The organism is Pseudoalteromonas sp. NCCP-2140 (assembly GCF_023708065.1).
In the GTDB taxonomy this organism is placed as follows: Bacteria; Pseudomonadota; Gammaproteobacteria; order Enterobacterales; family Alteromonadaceae; genus Pseudoalteromonas.
Genome location: NZ_BRCZ01000002.1, coordinates 314,587 through 334,974 on the forward strand (window position 1 = coordinate 314,587; position 20,388 = coordinate 334,974).

General features: G+C 41.9%; 17 protein-coding genes and 1 tRNA gene. 13 read left to right on the forward strand and 5 right to left on the reverse strand.

Annotated elements, in window-relative coordinates:
- Nucleotides 1-132: 132 nt before the first annotated feature.
- Complete coding sequence (locus NFU46_RS05390; protein WP_054562105.1) at nt 133-1,692, forward strand: AbgT family transporter; 1,560 nt, start codon at nt 133-135, stop codon at nt 1,690-1,692.
- A 319-nt stretch (nt 1,693-2,011) separates the two neighbouring features.
- Here NFU46_RS05390 and NFU46_RS05395 read toward each other — a convergent pair whose 3' ends face one another.
- The 3 genes from NFU46_RS05395 to NFU46_RS05405 form a co-directional block, all read right to left on the reverse strand.
- Entirely contained in the window at nt 2,012-3,817 is a 1,806-nt protein-coding gene (locus NFU46_RS05395) for a DEAD/DEAH box helicase (RefSeq protein ID WP_054562104.1), read from the reverse strand.
- Nucleotides 3,818-3,964: 147 nt separating this feature from the next.
- Nucleotides 3,965-4,228: a GrxA family glutaredoxin gene (locus NFU46_RS05400; RefSeq protein ID WP_054553185.1), complete on the reverse strand. Its 264-nt coding sequence runs from the start codon at nt 4,226-4,228 to the stop codon at nt 3,965-3,967.
- 118 nt (nt 4,229-4,346) lie between these two features.
- The gene (locus NFU46_RS05405) at nt 4,347-4,805 is read right to left on the reverse strand and encodes a TlpA disulfide reductase family protein (RefSeq protein WP_240701477.1); all 459 of its coding nucleotides are present in this window, start codon (nt 4,803-4,805) and stop codon (nt 4,347-4,349) included.
- 329 nt (nt 4,806-5,134) lie between these two features.
- Here NFU46_RS05405 and NFU46_RS05410 point away from each other — a divergent pair, with 329 nt between their 5' ends.
- Complete coding sequence (locus NFU46_RS05410; RefSeq protein ID WP_251600393.1) at nt 5,135-5,581, forward strand: Hsp20 family protein; 447 nt, start codon at nt 5,135-5,137, stop codon at nt 5,579-5,581.
- Between the two features lie 63 nt (nt 5,582-5,644).
- Here NFU46_RS05410 and NFU46_RS05415 read toward each other — a convergent pair whose 3' ends face one another.
- Entirely contained in the window at nt 5,645-7,195 is a 1,551-nt protein-coding gene (locus tag NFU46_RS05415; protein WP_251600396.1) for a cryptochrome/photolyase family protein, read from the reverse strand.
- A 128-nt stretch (nt 7,196-7,323) separates the two neighbouring features.
- Between NFU46_RS05415 and NFU46_RS05420 the strand changes: the two genes are divergently transcribed.
- A complete protein-coding gene (locus tag NFU46_RS05420; protein ID WP_251600399.1) occupies nt 7,324-8,097 on the forward strand; it encodes a hypothetical protein in 774 nt (257 codons plus the stop codon).
- Here NFU46_RS05420 and NFU46_RS05425 read toward each other — a convergent pair.
- Entirely contained in the window at nt 8,092-8,553 is a 462-nt protein-coding gene (locus NFU46_RS05425; protein ID WP_251600402.1) for a hypothetical protein, read from the reverse strand. The genes NFU46_RS05420 and NFU46_RS05425 overlap by 6 nt on opposite strands.
- A 243-nt stretch (nt 8,554-8,796) precedes the next feature.
- Between NFU46_RS05425 and NFU46_RS05430 the strand changes: the two genes are divergently transcribed.
- The 10 genes from NFU46_RS05430 to NFU46_RS05475 all read left to right on the forward strand — a co-directional run bounded on the left by NFU46_RS05430 (nt 8,797) and on the right by NFU46_RS05475 (nt 20,243).
- Nucleotides 8,797-8,873 (forward strand) — tRNA-Met (locus NFU46_RS05430).
- 289 nt (nt 8,874-9,162) lie between these two features.
- On the forward strand, nt 9,163-9,618 hold the full coding sequence (gene rimP / locus NFU46_RS05435; protein WP_054562099.1) for a ribosome maturation factor RimP: 456 nt from the start codon (nt 9,163-9,165) through the stop codon (nt 9,616-9,618).
- Between the two features lie 38 nt (nt 9,619-9,656).
- Nucleotides 9,657-11,156 carry a transcription termination factor NusA gene (gene nusA, locus NFU46_RS05440; protein WP_058586319.1) on the forward strand — a complete coding sequence of 500 codons (1,500 nt, stop codon included), beginning with the start codon at nt 9,657-9,659 and terminating at the stop codon, nt 11,154-11,156.
- Nucleotides 11,157-11,181: 25 nt separating this feature from the next.
- Entirely contained in the window at nt 11,182-13,839 is a 2,658-nt protein-coding gene (gene infB / locus NFU46_RS05445; RefSeq protein ID WP_251600405.1) for a translation initiation factor IF-2, read from the forward strand.
- 110 nt (nt 13,840-13,949) lie between these two features.
- Nucleotides 13,950-14,354: a 30S ribosome-binding factor RbfA gene (gene rbfA, locus NFU46_RS05450; RefSeq protein WP_054553174.1), complete on the forward strand. Its 405-nt coding sequence runs from the start codon at nt 13,950-13,952 to the stop codon at nt 14,352-14,354.
- Nucleotides 14,354-15,298 (forward strand): tRNA pseudouridine(55) synthase TruB, encoded by a 945-nt coding sequence (truB, locus tag NFU46_RS05455; protein WP_054553173.1) that lies wholly within the window; start codon nt 14,354-14,356, stop codon nt 15,296-15,298. Before rbfA ends, truB begins: the two co-directional genes overlap by 1 nt.
- Before the next feature lie 110 nt (nt 15,299-15,408).
- A complete protein-coding gene (rpsO, locus tag NFU46_RS05460) occupies nt 15,409-15,678 on the forward strand; it encodes a 30S ribosomal protein S15 (RefSeq protein WP_054553172.1) in 270 nt (89 codons plus the stop codon).
- Nucleotides 15,679-15,920: 242 nt separating this feature from the next.
- On the forward strand, nt 15,921-18,050 hold the full coding sequence (gene pnp, locus NFU46_RS05465; protein WP_054562096.1) for a polyribonucleotide nucleotidyltransferase: 2,130 nt from the start codon (nt 15,921-15,923) through the stop codon (nt 18,048-18,050).
- Between the two features lie 128 nt (nt 18,051-18,178).
- Entirely contained in the window at nt 18,179-19,057 is an 879-nt protein-coding gene (gene nlpI, locus NFU46_RS05470; protein ID WP_055021724.1) for a lipoprotein NlpI, read from the forward strand.
- A complete protein-coding gene (locus tag NFU46_RS05475) occupies nt 19,041-20,243 on the forward strand; it encodes a hypothetical protein (protein WP_251600408.1) in 1,203 nt (400 codons plus the stop codon). Before nlpI ends, NFU46_RS05475 begins: the two co-directional genes overlap by 17 nt.
- Nucleotides 20,244-20,388: the final 145 nt, after the last annotated feature.

Genomic DNA, 20,388 nt, shown 5'->3' on the forward strand with positions numbered 1-20,388 from the left:
CCTGCAAAGCGACCTGTGTCGCTTTTTTTACATTATCGCTTTACCTTTATAAGGTAATTCCATTAACTTAAAATTTACCTTAGTAGTTAGATACGTTAAGGTTAACGAGATATTTTTCCAGGGAATTTGAAAATGAATAACAATAATGATGTGCAGGCACCAAGTGGTGCAATCGCACGTTTTCTAAATACCATAGAAAGAGTAGGTAACAAGCTGCCTGATCCGGCGATTATCTTTTTAGTCGCAATGCTACTTATTTGGTTTTTATCTTGGCTTTTCTCGGGCACTACATTTGATGCAATCGACCCGCGCACCGGCGAAGCCATCGTTGTAAATAACCTATTAGCAGGGGACTCCCTTGCCACCTTCTTATCTTCGATGGTTAAAACCTTCACTGGCTTTGCGCCGCTTGGTGTGGTGCTGGTTGCTATGTTAGGTGTTGGTGTTGCTGAGCATTCTGGCTTTATCAATACCGGCCTTAAATTAATGTTAAAAGTAACGCCTAAGCAACTTTTAACACCGTCTATTATTTTAGTGGCGATTGTTAGTCATACCGCAACTGATGCCGGTTACGTACTAGTTATTCCACTTGCTGGAGTTATCTTTTATGCGATGGGGCGCCATCCGCTAGCTGGTATTGCAGCTGCGTTTGCCGGGGTAAGTGGTGGCTTTAGCGCAAACTTTATTCCGTCAGGGATTGACCCGTTACTGCAAAGCTTTACCCAAAGTGCGGCGCAAATTATTAACCCAGATATGGCGATTAACCCGCTTAATAACTGGTTTTTCACCTCAGCTTCGAGCTTATTTATTATCTTATTAGGTTGGTATATCACAGATAAAATCATCGAGCCACGTTTACAAAACACGCCACTTGATGGAGATACCGAAGACCTACCTGCCTTTGATGAAGCACGCAGTGATGAAAAGCGTGCGTTTTATATTGCAAGCACTGTGATGATTGCAGGCCTTGCTCTACTTTGGTTTGTCTCAGCGCCAGCCGACTCAGCAATGCGTAGCAGTGATGGCTCGTTAACTAATTTCCGCTCGCCATTAATGCAATCAATTGTGCCACTTATCTTCTTACTGTTTTGGATCCCTGGTGCCGTCTACGGTTTTGCCGTGGGTACCTTCAAAAGCTCTAAAGATATGATAGATGCAATGAGTAAAGCGATGAGCGGCATGGCTTACTATATTGTTATGGCGTTCTTCTGTGCGTTATTTATTGCTGCATTTAGTAAATCAAACCTAGGTGCATTACTTGCAATTGAAGGTGCGCAACTATTAAAAGCAATGGCTCTGCCAAGCTCAGTCACTGTGGTAGGAATTATTTTCTTAACGGCGTTCGTGAACCTATTTGTCGGCTCAAGCTCAGCAAAATGGGCGCTATTAGGGCCAATCTTTGTACCCATGCTGATGCAACTGGGTATTTCACCTGATTTAACACAAGCAGCGTACCGTGTAGGTGACTCAAGCTCGAATATCATCACGCCATTAATGCCATACTTCCCACTGGTTGTTGTGTACTGCCAAAAGTATGTAAAAGGCACCGGTATCGGCACTTTAATCGCGATGATGTTACCGTATTCAATCGCCTTCTTAATCGGTTGGAGTATCTTCTTACTCGCGTACTGGGGCTTAGGTATCCCTCTTGGCTTACAATCAAGCTACGCATACCCAGCCATCGGCTCATAACGATTAGAGTTATAATACCAATTCGCAATAATACTTAATCATTTTGAGGGATTAAACCTGTCGCTACCTGCGTTAAAAATTTCTCATTTAGAACAACTAAATAACGAAATTTTTGCCTTGTTATCGACGAGGTTTTATTGCCTCAAAATAGACTACTTAATTAAGCGAACTGGTATAAAGCCTCAGCCATCCAGCGTAAGGCTTTAAAAAACTGAAGGCTGATGCTGATGGCTGACAGCTTTACTACAGACACAAAAAAACCTTGTCACTCTCATGACAAGGTTTTTTATTGCTTACAGCTTACAGCTTACAGCTTCGTTTAGTTCGCAGTGAAGCTCACTGGACGACGCTCTTTACGAGGGCCACCACGTTTTTCGCCACGGTCTTTGAAGTTACGTTTCTTATCACCACGATCACCACTTGGGCGCTCAGAGCGAGGAGCCGCAGGACCTTGGTCTTGCGTTAGCGTCATATTCATCGGACGTTTACAGATAAATACCTTTTGGAAGTGATCAAGCACATCTTTTGGCATGTTCTGTGGTAACTGTACCGTACTGTGATTGTCATGTAAGCGAATATCACCAATGAACTTGCTTGAGATATCAGCTTCGTTAGCAATCGCACCAACGATATTTTTAACTTGTACACCGTGCTCACGACCTACTTCGATACGGTAAGTATCCATAGGACCCATGTTACGGCTGTTGCGCTCACGCGGCTCACGAGGTTTACGCTCGCGTCCTTGGCGGTCGCCACGATCACCACGTTCATTGCGACGACGCTCATTGCGTTCGCCACGTGGTTGAACTTTAACTTCTTCAACCTTGATTGGTGATTGTTGCTGCGCTAAACAAAGTAATGCACCTGCTAAATCTTCAGTACTTAGCTCAAGTTTCTCTGCCATGTTAGCAGCAACTTGATTAAAGAAAGTGATGTCTTTGTTTTCAAGAGCAATTGTAAGCTTGTCTTGAAGCGCTTTAATACGCTTTTCTTCAACAACTTTAGCTGTTGGTAAATCAACTTGTGCGATATCAGATTTCGTATGACGAATGATATTTTTAAGTAAATAACGCTCGTTATGTTTTACGAAAAGAATCGCTTTACCTTGACGACCCGCACGACCAGTACGGCCAATACGGTGAACGTAGGCTTCTGAATCTTGTGGAATATCGTAGTTAATTACTAAGCTTAAACGGTCTACATCAAGACCACGTGCAGCAACGTCTGTTGCAATAACGATATCAACTAAGCCGTTTTTCAAACGATCTACTGTACGTTCACGTGCTTGTTGGTTCATGTCACCATTAAGTGGTGCCGCAGAGAAACCTTCGCGCTCAAGTAATTCAGCTAACTGTACCGTGTCGTTACGTGTACGTACGAAAACAATTGCACCATCGTATTGTTCTGCTTCTAAGAAGCGAACGATTGCTTTGTTTTTGTGTACGTGTGCATTCCAAAATACTTGCTCAACCGTTGATACAGTTGAGTTACGCGCAGAAATATGAACTTGCTCAGGTTCATTCATGTACTTGCTGCTGATATTTTGAATTTGCTTAGGCATGGTCGCCGAGAAAAGACATGTTTGCTTTTCACGTGGCGTTTTCTCCATGATGCTTTCTACATCATCAATGAAGCCCATGCGTAACATTTCGTCTGCTTCATCAAGAACAAGGGCTTGTAAGCTCTCAAACTTGATTGTGCCACGGTTAATGTGGTCAATTAAGCGACCTGGCGTTGCAACAATAATTTGCGCGCCACGACGAAGTGCACTTAGTTGGATGCTATAGCTTTGGCCACCATAAAGGGCTAAAACTTCAACACCACGAGTATGCTTAGCATATTGTTCGAATGCCTCAGCTACTTGGATCGCAAGTTCACGCGTAGGCGTTAAAACAAGGATCTGTGGCTGCTTCACAGACGGGTCAATATTATTTAGTAACGGCAGTGCAAATGCTGCTGTTTTACCTGTACCCGTTTGCGCTAGTCCCAGTACGTCCTTTCTTTCTAGCAATAACGGTATACATTGAGCTTGGATTTCAGATGGAGTCTTGTAACCCAACTCTTCAACTGCTTTAAGGATTGCAGGAGAAAGATTTAGAGATTCAAACGTGACTGGTTCTGACATTAATACGCCTCAACGAATTTAAAGAGGCGCGCATTGTATAGGAAATACAATGCAATTGCTTGTATAAATTACAACTAATTTGTATGTGGTTGATGTTGGTCATAATTTAATCAGTTTAAAATTACCAAAATCAACCACGTTTACAATTTATTGATATAACCCTAAATTTTCTTTAGCGTATGCTTCGAATTCAGTGAAGCCACCAATGTGGGCTTGGTCAATAAAAATCTGTGGTACAGTTGGGCAAGGTTTGCCTGCAGACTGTTCTAAATCTGCTTTGCTGATGCCTTCTTTAATGATGTCGATATAACGGTATTTAAAATCGTCACGCTCATTTGCTAGTTTTTCAGCAACGTCTTTTGCACGTACACAGTATGGGCAGCCTTCACGGCCAAAAATTACAGTTAACATATCGCTCTCCTCGATGTGAATGTGTTTATCTGGTTATCATCTTAACGAATTAAATGAATAAAAACAGCGCATAAAATCGATTGCACTGTTCTGTTTTTTCTCACTAAAAGCGATTGAGCTAATCAAGTGTGCGCATCCTGAGGCCAAGTTCTGTTGAGTAACCCATAGAATGCGCAGTAATTGCCAACTGCTCATCAATAACATAATAAGTTGGGTAGGCACTGATTTTATAATCTTGACCTGTACTTTTACTGCCAAGTAACACCGGCATTGTTAATTCGAGTGAATCAGTAAACTGTTTAACTTCAGCAATATTTTGGTAATCGAGGGCAATTGCTATGGCATTTAACTTACCTTGCTGATGAGCCTTTTCTAAATTTGGCATACTGTAACGACAAATTGAGCACCAAGGCGCAAAGAAATACACCACTGTTTGCTTTCCTTGTAATTGTGCAATGGTCATCCGCTCTGTCGGGTTTTTTAGCGTGGCTAAATTAAAATAGGGGGCTGGAGTTTTATCAGTTGAGAGTAAATTACGTTGCTGAAATGCGGTCACGGCATACACAACGACTGCCATTAACACGACATTTTTTAGCACACTGATAAATTTTTTTAAAAAAGTTGGATTTTTTTTCATTATTATTTTGTACGTTGTTAGCCCTTTAAAATCAACTTATTCAGACCAGTTTGAGGGTGTTAAAATTTCAATTAACTTAAAAAAATTGCAATTTTTTTTGCTAAAAATCTTGAAAAGATTTTACCCGCCCATAAATAGTTTAGTGAGGACGCCTGATGGGTCCCAAACAAACTAAAGTAATTGAAATATATAGTATTAATTTAACTTTGTTAGCACTGGTTCAATAGAAGAGTACTAACAAAATATCGCTTAAATATGAGGATATAATTATGCGTACAGTAGACTTATCACCACTTTATCGTTCATTCATCGGTTTCGATCATTTAGCATCTTTAATGGATGCAGCAGCTCGCACTGACAAGCAGCCAAGTTTTCCTCCGTACAACATCGAAGCACTCGATAAAGACAAATATCGTATCACTATGGCTGTAGCCGGTTTTAGTGACAGTGAATTGACCATTGAGTCAGAAAACAACACATTAAAAGTCAGCGGTACTAAAGCTGATAAACAAGATAATGCTGAACGTAAGTTCATTCACCAAGGCATTGCAGAGCGTAACTTTGAGCGTAAGTTCCAATTAGGTGATCACGTTAAAGTGCTTGGCGCTGACCTTGAAAATGGCTTACTAAATATCGATTTAGAGCGTGAAATTCCAGAAGCTTTAAAACCACGTAAAATCGAAATTGGTAATGGTAAATTACTCGAAAACAAGTAATTACCAACAGCATTGTTTCCCCTAGTTAGTTTTGCCGCCTCATTTGAGGCGGCTTTTTTATTGTTAAAGCTTTTCTAAATTATCCAAGCACCAGTTAGCCCGTTTGAGAGTGGCTTGCTGTACAGATTCATCCTGTTTATACCAGTTGTTATAAATCATACCGATACGTGGGTTTTGTGATAGCTGTTGTTCGTGCTCTAACATAAAATGCCAATATAGGCTGTTGAATGGGCAAGCATCCTCAGTGGCTTTTTCTTTAATGCTGTAGCTACAATGTTTGCAGTAATCACTCATTTTGTTGATGTAATTTCCACTGGCTGCATAGGGCTTAGTGGCAATTAATCCCCCGTCAGCAAATTGGCTCATTCCCCGAGTGTTGGGCATTTCTACCCATTCTATGGCGTCGATATAAATACCTAAATACCATTCATCTACTTCACTTGGCTCAATAGCGGTTAATAAGCAAAAGTTACCCGTGATCATCAAGCGTTGTATGTGGTGTGCATAAGCCGTTTGCAGGCTTTGTGTAATGGCATGGTGCATACAATTCATGTTTGTTTTACCATGCCAAAAATAATCGGGTAGGGCACGCTTTGCATTTAAGGCATTTTTGCTGGCGTAATCAGGCATATTTTGCCAATAAATACCACGTACATACTCGCGCCAACCGAGAATTTGCCGAATAAAACCTTCAACTTGTGCAATATCAATAGTTTGCTTATCAAAGCTAGTTAACACTTGCTCGATGACCTGCATCGGGTGCAGCATTTTAGTATTAAGGGCAAACGATAAACGGCTGTGATACAAAGACCATTGGTACTGGGACTGGCATGTCATGGCGTCTTGAAACTGACCAAAATGAACCAGTAAATGGTCGCAAAAAAAATCGAGTAACTGCTTTGCTTCAGCGCGTGTGGTTGGCCAAATTAACGTTTCGCTGCACTCACCAAAGGTGTTTACTTTGTGCTTTTCTATTCGTTTAAGGATGTGGCTAACATCGTGACCGAAACACAATGGTTCTGGAATTTCTGTAAGATCGTTCGGTTTTAACTTGTTTCTATTTTGCTGATCAAAATTCCATTTGCCACCACTAGGTTGATTATCATCGTCCATTAAAATATTAAAACGTTTGCGCATAGCACGATAAAAAAACTCCATTTTTACCGGCTTATTTGGCTTAAAGTGCTGGTCAATATCATTAAAAGGTAGTAGAAAGTGTTCTGAATCAACTGCATTGACATTAAATTCGCTCTGCTGTGAAAAGTCTGCAAGTTGCTTTTTAAGGCGGTATTCGTCTGGGTATTGATACTCAATATTTTGGCACTGATAATGCTTAGCTAACCGGGTGAGTAGCCCTGGTAGTGAGTCATCATCTTGTGTGTCATCAAGAGTCAGATGTAGGCAGTTTAAATTCGCTTTTGTCAGTGCATTAGCAAAGTTTTCCATTGCAGCAAAGAAGGCGACCACTTTTTGCAGGTGGTGCTTTACGTAGTCTGTTTCTTGTTTTAACTCAGCGATGACATACAGCGTATCTGGTTGTGATTTTTCTTTAAACCAGCTGTGGCTTGCATTAAGTTGATCGCCAAAAATAAATCTTAAGGTGGTGTATTGCACTTCAAATAGCCTTTGCAGCAAGTAATCTAGGTAACTACGAAGCAATCACAAAGATAGATCGATAAATATAGTCTATAAAAGGTACATGAGTGACATTTTTAATGAGTCACTACTAAGGAAGGGTCGAGATGAAAATTAACTTACATTTACTATTTATAAGCCTGTTAGTTTGCCCTTTGGCCCACAGCACTGTTTATCACTGTGAGAAAAACGGTGTTGCTGAATTTAGCCAGCAGCCCTGTGGCAAAGATGCAAAGTTGATTACCATTAAAGAACAAAATCCACACCTTTCGGGCGCGTCAGATAATGCTGTACAAGCATCAGCAGGTAAAGATACCGCAGAGGTCGACCGTTATATCCGCTTAAAGCAAATCGATGCGCAAATAGCAGAACATAACAATAAAATTGACACATTCAAGCTTAAAATGAACAGGGAAATAGTGGCTTTATCTGAGCAATCAGATGCTCAGCTACGTAACTTGGTGGGGGCTAAAAAACAAGCTGCTATCGCCAAACAAATGACCGCAGTATCTGAGCGATATGGCGTGCTTATTGACAGTGAGCAGCGCAGTATCGACAGACTCATTAAAGAAAAGCATTCATTGGCATCTGCATCTACCAGCACGGCAAATAATGAAATTAATAGTTATATTCGTTCAAAACAAATTATGCGTAAAATTTCAGAACATGAAAATAAAATTGATACCTATCAAAATGAGTTAAACATGCAAATGTCAAAGCTTGAGCAACAACTAAGTAGCCGCCCTCGTAATTTAGCTGATGCGAATAGCGATAACGCATTAGCGGACAAAATGACAGCTTTAACGAGTCGTTTTAACACCCTTATCGCTGTTGAACAAAAACAAATAGAAAGGCTTAATAATGAGTTGACCAAGCTATGAGCTTAAGCGTGCTGGGCAATAAGCGCTAAACGACACCACATTTGAATAAGCAAACAAGTAACTTTTTACGATGTTGGCAAATATTCTCGTAGCTTGCAGCCAAGCTTGATGTAATTGCGTACTAATGTGATGAATATACGACTTGCGAGTATCAATAAAGGCTTCGCAAAGGGTATCGATATCCTCAAATGACACGTTTAAAAAGCTCAAGTTATTCGCTAAATAATGAATAAACGGCGTGACTTGCTGTAAGTCATCGAGGTGACTTACTACTTTGTTGAGCGCACAGTAAAGAATATAGCTGCGCTTAGTTATGCTTTCTTGCTCAGGCACTGTCATGGATAATTGACGAGCACTAAGACTGCGATGATATGCGCTTGTAAACTGATGAAAATCCGGTTTTAGCAATTCAATATCTTGTAGTAACAGTCTTTTTTGAAATGAAGATAGACTCATAGTAAATCGCTTAATAGCCAAGGCTATAGGTTGTTCTTATTATATGACTAAATATAGACGAGAATTTTCAGTTATGGGAAATTTTATGACAAGGCTGTCATAAAAATTTTAGGCAAAAAATAGTCTAACTAATTCATGTAGGAAGGTTGCTAATTGAGCGCTACATGCTTATAATAGCCGCCATTGAATTGAGGTGTTTAGCACTCGATTAAATGATATTAAGTTACTTTTAATATCTATTGGCGCGGGATGGAGCAGCCTGGTAGCTCGTCGGGCTCATAACCCGAAGGTCGTCGGTTCAAATCCGGCTCCCGCAACCAAATACATGCTAAGACATTGTAAGTGTACTTAGTATGCACAGTAATTTTTACTGTATGAAGTCGCGCATTCTGGTAATGCGCGTTTTGCGTTTAGGCTATCTAGTTTAATTTAGTCAGGTGACTGACTCGCAACCAAGCTTGGCCCTAGGCCACACAGTTTTATGCTTTAGGTGTGACGCCCCGCTTGGTTCGGGGCGTTGTTGTATCTGCTTGGCGGTGATTTTAAATCATTATTAAACTCAGTATTTCAGGGCTATATGCCCTTTTTTTGTTTGTATGGAGGATTTTCGTGACAAAACTTGAGCAAGATTTAGTAGCCATGCTCTCACCGGCCGTTGAAATGTTAGGCTTTGAGTTACATGGTCTTGAGTTTGTGCAAGCTGGTCGCCACTCTACATTACGTGTTTATATCGATCACGATGCAGGGATTACGGTTGACAATTGTGCCGACGTTAGTCGTCAAGTTAGCGCAATTTTAGATGTCGAAGACCCAATTACAAATGAATATGATTTGGAAGTTTCGTCTCCTGGTGTTGATCGTCCATTATTCAAACAAGATCACTACGAGAAGGCGCAAGGAGAAGAAGTACGCGTGCGTACAAAGCTTCCGCAAGATGGTCGTCGTAACTTTAAAGGCGATTTAGTATCAGTTAGCAGTGATATGATCACACTTTCAGCAGATGGCGCTGAGCATATGATTATGCTTAGTAACATTGAACGTGCGAACATCATCGCAAAGTTTTAATTCGAGTGCGAAGGAATAGGGCAAGCGAGGCATAACCCATGGCAAAAGAAATATTATTGGTTGCTGAAGCCGTCTCCAATGAGAAAGCGGTTCCAAAAGAAAAGATTTTTGAAGCGTTAGAGTTCGCATTAGCGACTGCAACAAAGAAAAAACACGATGGCGAAATCGAAGTTCGCGTATCAATCGACCGTAAAACAGGTGATTACGACACATTCCGTCGTTGGAAGATTGCTGAAGTTCTTGAAGATGGTTCTTTAGAAAACCCTTACAGCGAAATCACACTTGAAGCGGCTCAGGTTGAAGACGAAAGCCTACAATTAGGTGATTACGTTGAAGAACAAATTGAGTCAATCAAGTTTGACCGTATTACAACACAAATGGCTAAGCAAGTTATCGTACAAAAAGTACGTGAAGCTGAGCGTGCATTAGTGGTTGAAGAATACAAAGATCAACAAGGCGAATTAGTAACAGGTGTTGTTAAAAAAGCAACCCGTGATGCAATCGTACTTGACCTTGGTAACAATGCTGAAGCGGTTATCTACCGTGATGATATGTTACCGCGTGAAAACTTCCGTCCAGGTGACCGTATCCGTGGTCTTCTTTACGAAGTTAAGCCAGAAGCACGTGGCGCGCAGTTATTTGTAACGCGTTCTAAGCCAGAAATGCTAATGGAACTTTTCCGCATTGAGGTGCCAGAGATTGGCGAAGAGATGATTGAACTACGTGCAGCTGCACGCGATCCAGGTTCTCGTGCAAAAATCGCGGTAAAATCTAACGACAAACGTATCGACCCAGTAGGTGCGTGTGTTGGTATGCGTGGTGCACGTGTACAAGCAGTTTCAACTGAGCTTGGTGGTGAGCGTGTTGATATCGTTCTTTACGATGACAACCCTGCGCAATTCGTTATCAATGCAATGGCGCCAGCAGAAGTTGCGTCAATCGTAATGGACGAAGATACACATTCAATGGATATCGCTGTTGAAGCCGATAACCTAGCACAAGCAATCGGTCGTAATGGTCAAAACGTTCGTCTTGCTAGCCAGTTAACTGGTTGGGAATTAAACGTAATGACAGTTGATGACATGCGTGCGAAGAACGAAGCTGAATCAGATAAGCTAATCAACTTATTCACTGAATACTTAGATATCGATGATGAGTTTGCAACTTTACTTATCAACGAAGGTTTCTCAACACTTGAAGAAGTGGCTTACGTACCGGCATCAGAATTCTTAGAAATTGACGGTTTAGATGAAGAAACAGTTGATATCTTACGTTCACGTGCAAAAGACGCATTAACAACGAAAGCGCTTAAAACTGAAGAAAGCCTAGAAGGTGCAGAACCTGCAGAAGACCTACTAGCGCTTGAAGGCTTAGAGCGTCACCTTGCATTTGTTATGGCAAGTAAAGGTGTAATAACACTAGAAGACTTAGCTGAGCAAGGCATTGATGAGTTAGTAGACATCACTGAACTTTCAGAAGAAGAAGCTGGCAAGCTAATTATGGCTGCGCGTAACATTTGTTGGTTCGCAGACGAGTAATTTATTAACGGAGGTATTACACACTATGGCAGAAGTAAATGTTGAAAAACTAGCCGGAGATATTGGTACAACTGTTGATAAACTACTACAGCAGCTTGAACAAGCCGGTATTTCTAAAAAAGCAGGTGATATGGTAACTGAGTCTGAAAAGTCGACGTTATTAGATCACTTGAGCAAGCAGCACGGCGGCACGGGCTCAGAAGGCCCAGCTCGCATGACTTTGCAACGTAAAAGCAAAAGTACGCTAAGCGTAACTGGCTCTACAGGTAAAGCGAAGTCTGTGCAAGTTGAAGTACGTAAAACACGTACTTACGTTAAGAAAAGCGCCATTGAGCAACAGCAAGAAGAAGAGCGTTTAGCTGCAGAAGAAGCTGCACGTAAAGCAGCAGAGCTTAAAGCCCAGCAAGAAGCTGAGGAGCTTAAAGCGAAACAAGAGGCAGAGCGCAAAGCGAAAGAAGAAGCTGAGCGTAAAGCCAAAGAAGAGGCTAAACGTAAAGCTGAAGCTGAGCGTAAAGCGAAACAGAAGCAGATGACCCCAGAGCAAAGTGCTAAGTCTGAACAAGATCGCGCCGAAGCTGAGCGTCTGCAAAAAGAAGCAGAAGAGGCCGCATTGAGAAAAGCTGAAGAAGAAGCGAAACGTCAAGCAGAAGAGGCAAGAAAGCTAGCTGAAGAAAATGAAGCTCGCTGGAAAAAGGAAGAAGAAGAGCGTAAGCAGCGTGAAGAAAACGCTGACCACCACCTTACGACTTCTACTTACGCACGTGAAGCAGAAGATGAATCTGATGCACGTGAAGAGCAAAGCGCTCGTCGTAAGAAAAAGAAAAAAGGACCTCAAAAAGAGAAACAGTCTACTGGTCCTAAAGGCAAGAAAGGTAAGCTGAAAGCACCAACGTCTTTACAACATGGTTTCCAAAAACCAACAGCAGACGTGAAAAACGAAGTTCGTATCAGTGAAACAATCACTGTTGCTGAGCTTGCATCACGTATGGCTGTTAAAGGTGCTGAAGTTGTTAAAACGATGATGAAGATGGGTGACATGGTTACCATCAACCAAGTGATTGACCAAGAAACAGCACAACTTGTAGCTGAAGAAATGGGTCACAAGGTTATCATCGTTAAAGAAAACGAATTAGAAGAGAAAGTACTAAGCGACCGTAGCGAAGAAGGTAAAGCGATTCCTCGTGCGCCGGTTGTAACAGTAATGGGTCACGTTGACCACGGTAAAACGTCAACACTTGACTACATTCGTTCAGCAAAAGTTGCCTCTGGTGAGGCAGGTGGTATTACACAGCACATTGGTGCATACCACGTTGAAACAAATGGTCACATGATCACGTTCTTAGATACTCCGGGCCACGCCGCGTTTACATCAATGCGTGCACGTGGTGCTAAAGCAACGGATATCGTAATCCTAGTTGTTGCTGCGGATGATGGTGTAATGCCACAAACTAAAGAAGCGGTTCAGCACGCCCGTGCTGCAGGCGTTCCTTTAATCATCGCAGTAAACAAGATGGATAAAGAAGGCATCGACCCAGATCGCGTTAAGAACGAACTAGCACAATTAGACGTTATCCCAGAAGAGTGGGGTGGTGACACGCAATTCGTTCATATCTCAGCAAAAACAGGTTTAGGTATTGATGACCTACTTGAAGCGGTACTAATGCAAGCTGAAATCCTAGAGCTAACTGCACCAGCTGAAGGTATGGCAGCAGGTGTTGTAATTGAATCGCGTCTTGATAAAGGCCGTGGTCCAGTTGCATCAATCCTAGTTCAGTCTGGTACGCTTAACCAAGGTGATATCGTACTGTGTGGTCTTGAATATGGCCGTGTTCGTGCGATGAAAGATGAGAACGGTAAAGACATCAAGTCTGCGGGTCCATCTATCCCAGTTGAGATTTTAGGTCTGTCTGGTATCCCTGCTGCTGGTGATGAAGCAACAGTAGTTAAAGATGAGCGTAAAGCGCGTGAAGTAGCACTTTACCGTCAAGGTAAGTTCCGTGAAGTGAAGCTTGCTCGTCAACAAAAAGCGAAGCTTGAAAACATGTTTACGAACATGGCTGAAGGCGATGTATCAGAAGTTAACATCGTTCTTAAAGCTGACGTACAAGGTTCAATTGAAGCAATCGCTGATTCATTAACTAAGCTTTCTACCGATGAAGTTAAAGTGAAGATTGTTGGTTCAGGTGTAGGTGGTATCACTGAAACTGATGCAACGCTTGCAGCGGCGTCAAACGCAATCGTTGTTGGCTTTAACGTACGTGCTGATGCATCAGCTCGTAAAGTAATTGAGTCAGAAAACCTAGACTTACGTTACTACAGCGTAATCTACAGCCTGATTGAAGAAGTTAAACAAGCGATGTCAGGTATGCTTGCACCAGAATTCAAGCAAGAGATCATTGGTCTTGCTGAAGTTCGTGACGTGTTCAAGTCACCTAAGATTGGTGCAATCGCAGGTTGTATGGTTACTGAAGGTATCGTTAAGCGTAGCGCGCCTATCCGTGTACTTCGTGATAACGTGGTTATCTATGAAGGTGAACTTGAGTCACTACGTCGCTTTAAAGATGACGTTCAAGAAGTACGTAACGGTATGGAATGTGGTATCGGCGTTAAGAACTACAACGATGTTAAAGTTGGCGACCAAATCGAGGTATTCGAGACGGTTGAAGTACAACGTTCACTTTAAGTTCGTTTAAGTTATTGCTTTAAATGGGGGCCTAGCCCCCATTTGTGTATTCGTAATTAAATTAACTTATTCTTTAACATCAATAAGTTATTATTTTAGAGTGAAATGAAATGAGAGAATTTTCTCGTACTGATCGTGTTGCACAGCAAATTCAAAAAGAGATTGCTGTTATTCTGCAACGCGAAATCAAAGATCCACGCTTAGGCATGGTGACAGTGTCTGCGGTTGAGGTATCTCGCGACTTATCTTACGCAAAAGTATTTATCACAGTGTTTAATACTGATGATGAAGATAAAGCCAAGCAAAGCGCTAAAATCTTAAATGAAGCAACGGGTTATATTCGTTCTTTATTAGGTAAACGTATTCGTGCGCGCATCATGCCTGAGTTACGTTTTGTGATCGATAACTCGCTTATGGAAGGTATGCGTATTTCAAACTTGGTTGACTCAGTTATTCGTGAAGACAATGCCAAGCATGTAGACGAAGATGACAGCGAAGAAGGCACTAAAGACTAATGGCTAGACGCAGTAAAGGTCGTGCTATTGACGGCATCTTATTACTTAATAAGCCGCAAGGTATTTCATCAAACAAAGCATTGCAGCAAGCAAAGGGAATTTACTTTGCTCAAAAAGCAGGCCACACCGGTGCGCTTGATCCGCTCGCGACGGGTATGCTGCCTATTTGTTTTGGTGAAGCGACTAAGTTTACCCAGTTCTTGCTTGATACTGACAAAACCTATGTTGTACGCGCCAAACTTGGTGAGCGAACCACGACCTCTGATTCAGATGGTGAAGTGGTTGAAACGCGCGACGTATCGGTCACCCGTGAACAATTAGCTGAGCAAATTGCCAGTTTCTTAGGTGAGTCGGATCAATACCCTTCGATGTACTCTGCGCTTAAATACCAAGGTCAGCCTTTGTATAAATATGCTCGCGAAGGTATCGAAGTGCCGCGTAAGTGTCGAAAAATTAATGTATTTAGTTTAACGCTTGATGAGTTTGATGAAGCTAATAACGAAGTACAAATGACGGCACACGTCTCTAAAGGCACTTATATTCGTACTATTGTTGACGACTTAGGTGAAAAGCTTGGCTGTGGTGCGCATGTCATCATGTTACATCGCAGCGCTGTTGGCCATTATCCAAGTGAAAAAATGGTCACTCTTGAGCAACTTGAAGAAAAACTACAGCAAGCAAAAGCAGACGATGTTGCGCCTTCAAGCTACCTCGATGAGCTATTACTGCCAATGGATACTGCTTTGGTTGATTTACCTGTGATTGAGATTACTCAAGAGCAGGGCGTGGCATTTAGTCATGGTCAAACAGTCGTGATTGGTAAGCCTGTACCAGATGGTGTGGTAAAGGTAATGGCTGATGGGGTGTTCATTGGTACTGGTGAGCGTCATAAAGACGGTCACTTAAAATCAAAGCGTGGCTTATCAAATCAACTGCCTGAGTAAAGATTACCTTGTAGTTATTAGCAAAGCTGGGTAGAATACGCCCCGCTCAATCGTTTTGGCTGAATTAGTGATCGGCTAAAACACAATTTAAATTAATTTTTGGAGTTACTATGTCACTAAGCAATCAAGAAAAAGTTGAAATCATCGCTAAATTTGCACGCGCTGAAGGCGACACTGGTTCACCTGAAGTACAAGTTGCACTTCTAACTTTCGATATCAACAAGCTTCAAGGTCACTTTGCTAGCCACAAGCACGACTTCCACTCACGTCGTGGTCTTCTTCGCAAAGTAAGCCAACGCCGTAAACTGCTTGACTACCTTAAAGGTAAAGACATTGCACGTTACACTGCGTTAATCCAAGAGCTTGGCCTACGTCGCTAAGAACTAGATTACGAGAAAAGGGGCTATTTAGCCCCTTTTTTTGTGCGCGCATGAAAGGTATACTAGCGCACACCTAGGTAGTGGATACTGCTTAGATATTAAAAAACATCATTGCCAATTGTAGTACTTAATCGTGTTTTCATAAGCACAATTAAGTACTGTAATTGGTACTTTGATGGACTATTTTTTACCAATTCGGAGCACAGCTCTGAGTTGCTTTTACATTTAAAGGACATTTTTAAGTGCAAGCAATTATTAAAGAATTTCAACTAGGTCAACACACTGTGACTCTAGAAACTGGTGCTATCGCTCGTCAAGCTGACGGCGCAGTACTAGCAAGCATTGGCGACACTTCAGTATTAGTTACTGTTGTTGGTAAGCGTGATGCACAACCAGGTCAAGACTTCTTCCCACTAACAGTTAACTACCAAGAGCGTATGTACGCTGCGGGTCGTATCCCAGGTGGTTTCCTTAAGCGTGAAGGTCGTCCTAACGATGGCGAAACACTTATCGCTCGTCTAATCGACCGTCCAATCCGTCCACTTTTCCCAGACGGTTTCGTAAACGAAGTACAAGTAATCGCGACAGTTGTTTCTGTTAACCCAGAAATCCAACCTGACATGGTTGCTATGATTGGTACTTCAGCAGCACTTGCTATCTCTGGTATTCCATTCAATGGTCCTATCGGTGCATCACGTGTTGGTTTCATCAACGGTGAATACGTACTTAACCCAACACTCGCTGAGCTTGAAGAAAGTCAATTAGACCTAGTTGTTGCTGGTACTGATAACGCAGTACTTATGGTTGAATCAGAAGCTGAAACACTATCTGAAGACGTAATGTTAGGTGCGGTTGTTTATGGTCATGAGCAATCTCAAGCTATCATCAACGCAATCAACGAGTTCAAAGCTGAAGCTGGTAAACCTGCTTGGGATTGGACTGCACCAGAGAAAAACGTAACACTTGCTGAGAAAATCTCTGCAATTGCTGCTGATAAAGTAGGTGAAGCATACCGCATCACTGACAAAGTAGCGCGTAAAGAAGCACTAGGTGCAGCGAAAGAAGAAGTTGTTGCTACACTAACAGCTGAACTTGCTGAAGGCGAAGAGCTAGATACGCAAGAAGTTGGCAAATTATTCGGTTCTTTAGAAAAAGAAATCGTTCGTGGCCGTATCATCGCTGGTGAAAAACGTATCGATGGTCGTGAACCAGATATGGTTCGTGCACTAGACGTAATGACGGGTGTTTTACCACGTACTCACGGTTCTGCAATCTTCACACGTGGTGAGACGCAAGCACTTGTAACTGCAACGCTTGGTACTGAACGTGATTCACAGTTAATCGACGACTTAACAGGTACTAACAAGCATCACTTCATGCTTCACTACAACTTCCCTCCGTTCTGTGTAGGTGAAACAGGTTTTGTAGGCTCTCCTAAGCGTCGTGAAATTGGTCACGGTAACCTAGCTAAGCGTGGTATTGCTGCGGTACTACCTACACTTACTGACTTCCCATACTCAATCCGTGTTGTTTCAGAAATCACTGAATCAAACGGTTCATCGTCTATGGCATCAGTATGTGGTACGTCACTAGCACTTATGAACGCAGGTGTTCCAATTAAAGCATCTGTTGCTGGTATCGCGATGGGTCTAGTTAAAGAAGGCGACGATTTCGTTGTTCTTTCAGATATCTTAGGTGATGAAGATCACTTAGGTGACATGGACTTTAAAGTAGCGGGTACTTCAAACGGTATCACTGCACTACAAATGGATATCAAGATCGAAGGTATCACTAAAGAAATCATGCAAATCGCTCTTAAACAAGCGAAAGCAGCACGTCTACACATCTTAGGTGTTATGGACGAGGCGATTGCAGCACCTTCTGAAGAGTTATCTCAATTCGCACCACGCATCTACACAATGCAAATCCCTGCGAAGAAAATTGCTGAAGTTATCGGTAAAGGTGGCGCAACTATCCGTCAACTTACTGAAGAAACTGGCACAACGATCGAAATCGAAGATGACGGTACAATCAAGATCGCTGCAACTGACGGCATTAGCGCAAACGATGCAATCAAGCGTATCGAGCAACTAACTGCTGAGCTAGAAGTAGGTACTATCTACACTGGTAAAGTTGTACGTATCGTTGATTTTGGTGCGTTCGTTAATATCCTTCCGGGTAAAGACGGTCTAGTACACATTTCACAAATCAGCACAGAGCGTGTTAACAACGTAACTGACCACCTAAGCGAAGGCCAAGAAGTTAAAGTTAAAGTTCTTGAAGTAGATCGCCAAGGTCGTGTACGTCTAAGCATCAAAGAAGCAATGGAACCAGCTGCTGAAGAAAAAGCAGAAGAGTCTAAAGACGCTTAATGATGATTGAATAACCAGTTATTTGCTGGATATAAGAAAAAGGGGCTGTTTAGCCCCTTTTTTTATGCTTTAATGAAACCTATCCGCTTCGCCTTTGTCTACAGAGAATTCAGGTATTAAGGAATTTAATGATTTTTAAACACTTAGCATTGACCGCTGTGGCTATTTTTTCTTTAAGTGCATGTCAAACAACTTCACAACCTGAGTCAGTCCCTATTGTTAATGTGCCTTTTACTGCACCATTAGCGCCTGATTTTCGTAACGAAATTACGATTGCTCGCTATTCTGAACTACTAAATCGTGCTGATTTAAGTGCCGAGCAACAAGCCAAACTTTATTACGATCGCGGTGTATTATTTGACAGCTTAGGTATGTCGACCTTGGCACGTATTGACTTTAACCGTGCGATTAAGCTCAAACCAGACCTAGCAGAAGTGTATAACTTCTTAGGCATTCATCACACACTAATGCAGCAGTATGAACAAGCTTATGAGTTTTTTGATTCGGCACTTGAGCTTAACGAGCAACATGAGTATGCCTATTTAAATCGTGGTATTGCCCTTTACTATGGTGACCGTCCATCACTTGCACAAGATGATTTACAGCAGTTTTTAAATCGTTCACCAAGCGACCCTTACCGTGTGCTATGGCTTTATTTAGCTCAATCAGAAGCTGATAAAGCACAGGCTTTAATTGATTTAAAAGCTAACTCGCAGGGTGTTGATGAGTCTCAATGGGGTTACCAACTGTTGGCACTTTATTTAGGTGACATTAGTGAGTTTGAGTTTTTATCTGGCATTATTGAAGGTGTAACTTCAGAGCAAGAGTATGCGCACCGCTTATGCGAAGCTTATTTCTACCTAGCGAAGATGCATCAAGCGGCGGGTGATAACTATCTTGCTGCCGATTACTTTAGACTTGCCCTTGCCACCAATGTGCATGAGTTTGTTGAATACAAATATGCCCGCTTAGAGCTTGAGTTAATGGCTGGTGAAAACGCAAGCTAAGGTTTCTTTTACTGCTATTCTATTACTGAGCTTGGGTTTCGTTTCAAGCTCAGTATCTCGTTTTATTCCTGCTTACGCTTATTACGCAAATACTACTCCTTCACAAGCTACGGCTATCTATCACTTGGCACCCAGTGCCATTAATTTGCAGCATTTAGTGCTGAGTAACTCACAGCTTCGCCAGTTAGCAAGGCTTAATCATAGTAATGCGGCGTATCAGCTTGCGCTCAGATTTTTGCAGCAACAAGATTACACTGCAGCAAAATTATGGTGGCAGCCTTACTTTGCTAAATTCAATTCAGCTCAGCAACAAACCTTAGCGGAGCAGCTAGTCAAAGCAAACCAGTGGCTCGATATAAGTTACCTAGGTAAAGCTGGCAAGTTACCTAAGGGAAATGCCAAGCAAGCTTGGCTGTTGCAGCAACAAATGCCGCCAGCTCAAATTGACCCAGCTTATGCGCAGCAGCAGCAATTAGCTTTATCAACATCAAGTGTACAAGCAAGCAGTCAGTGCCAATTTAATGTTTTAATGATGACAGATCATTACAAGGGCATTGATACTTTAAAGCAGTATAAGCAGCAATACAGTAAAGCGCCTGAGCCTGCAAAAGGCAGCTTTTGTTTTACTGACATTGTTTATGTTGCTGATAAGTTTAGCTGTGATGATAGTAGTGGGGCGCTTAAGTGTAACTGGCAAAATGCGTCAGCGCATCCGTGGCCTGAAGGTTTTGACTTTATTGTGATGATGTCAAAGCAAGGGGCTGCTAATGTGCTTGGCGGGATTATGCATATCAATTCATCGCAATCTTATGCGGTATTTTTACATGAGCTAATGCATTTTAATGGCTTTGAAGATGAGTATGTTTTAGCAGAGCAAAAACAACAGTGGCTGTGTAAGCAACAGGGGCTGGTTGCGCCAAATTTGTTTATTGCAAATGAGGTTTCCCCACCAAAAGGCTGGCAAAAAAGTATCGCCTGTAGCAATCAGTTAGCCTATAAACCAAGCCCTAATTGGTCAATTATGCAATACCAAACAATGAGCTTGTCTGAGCAATACCGTGAGCTTTGGCAAAAACAAATTAACCAGCCCTTAACAAAGCCGATTCGGTTTTCTGAATATTTTGCCTTTTTAGGCTTAAAGCCAGTGTTTACAACAGCTTCCAAAGAGCAGAAATTTTCTGACTAATCGTCTATTTATTGCTATTTTAGTATGCAAAGCGGTTAAATGTTGTGCAAATAGGTTTGTCTCCTATAGACAAAATAGCACCTGATCAGTATAACTATACGCATTGTAAGCTTTTTTTGAAGCCAACTTTTAACCATCCAAATGA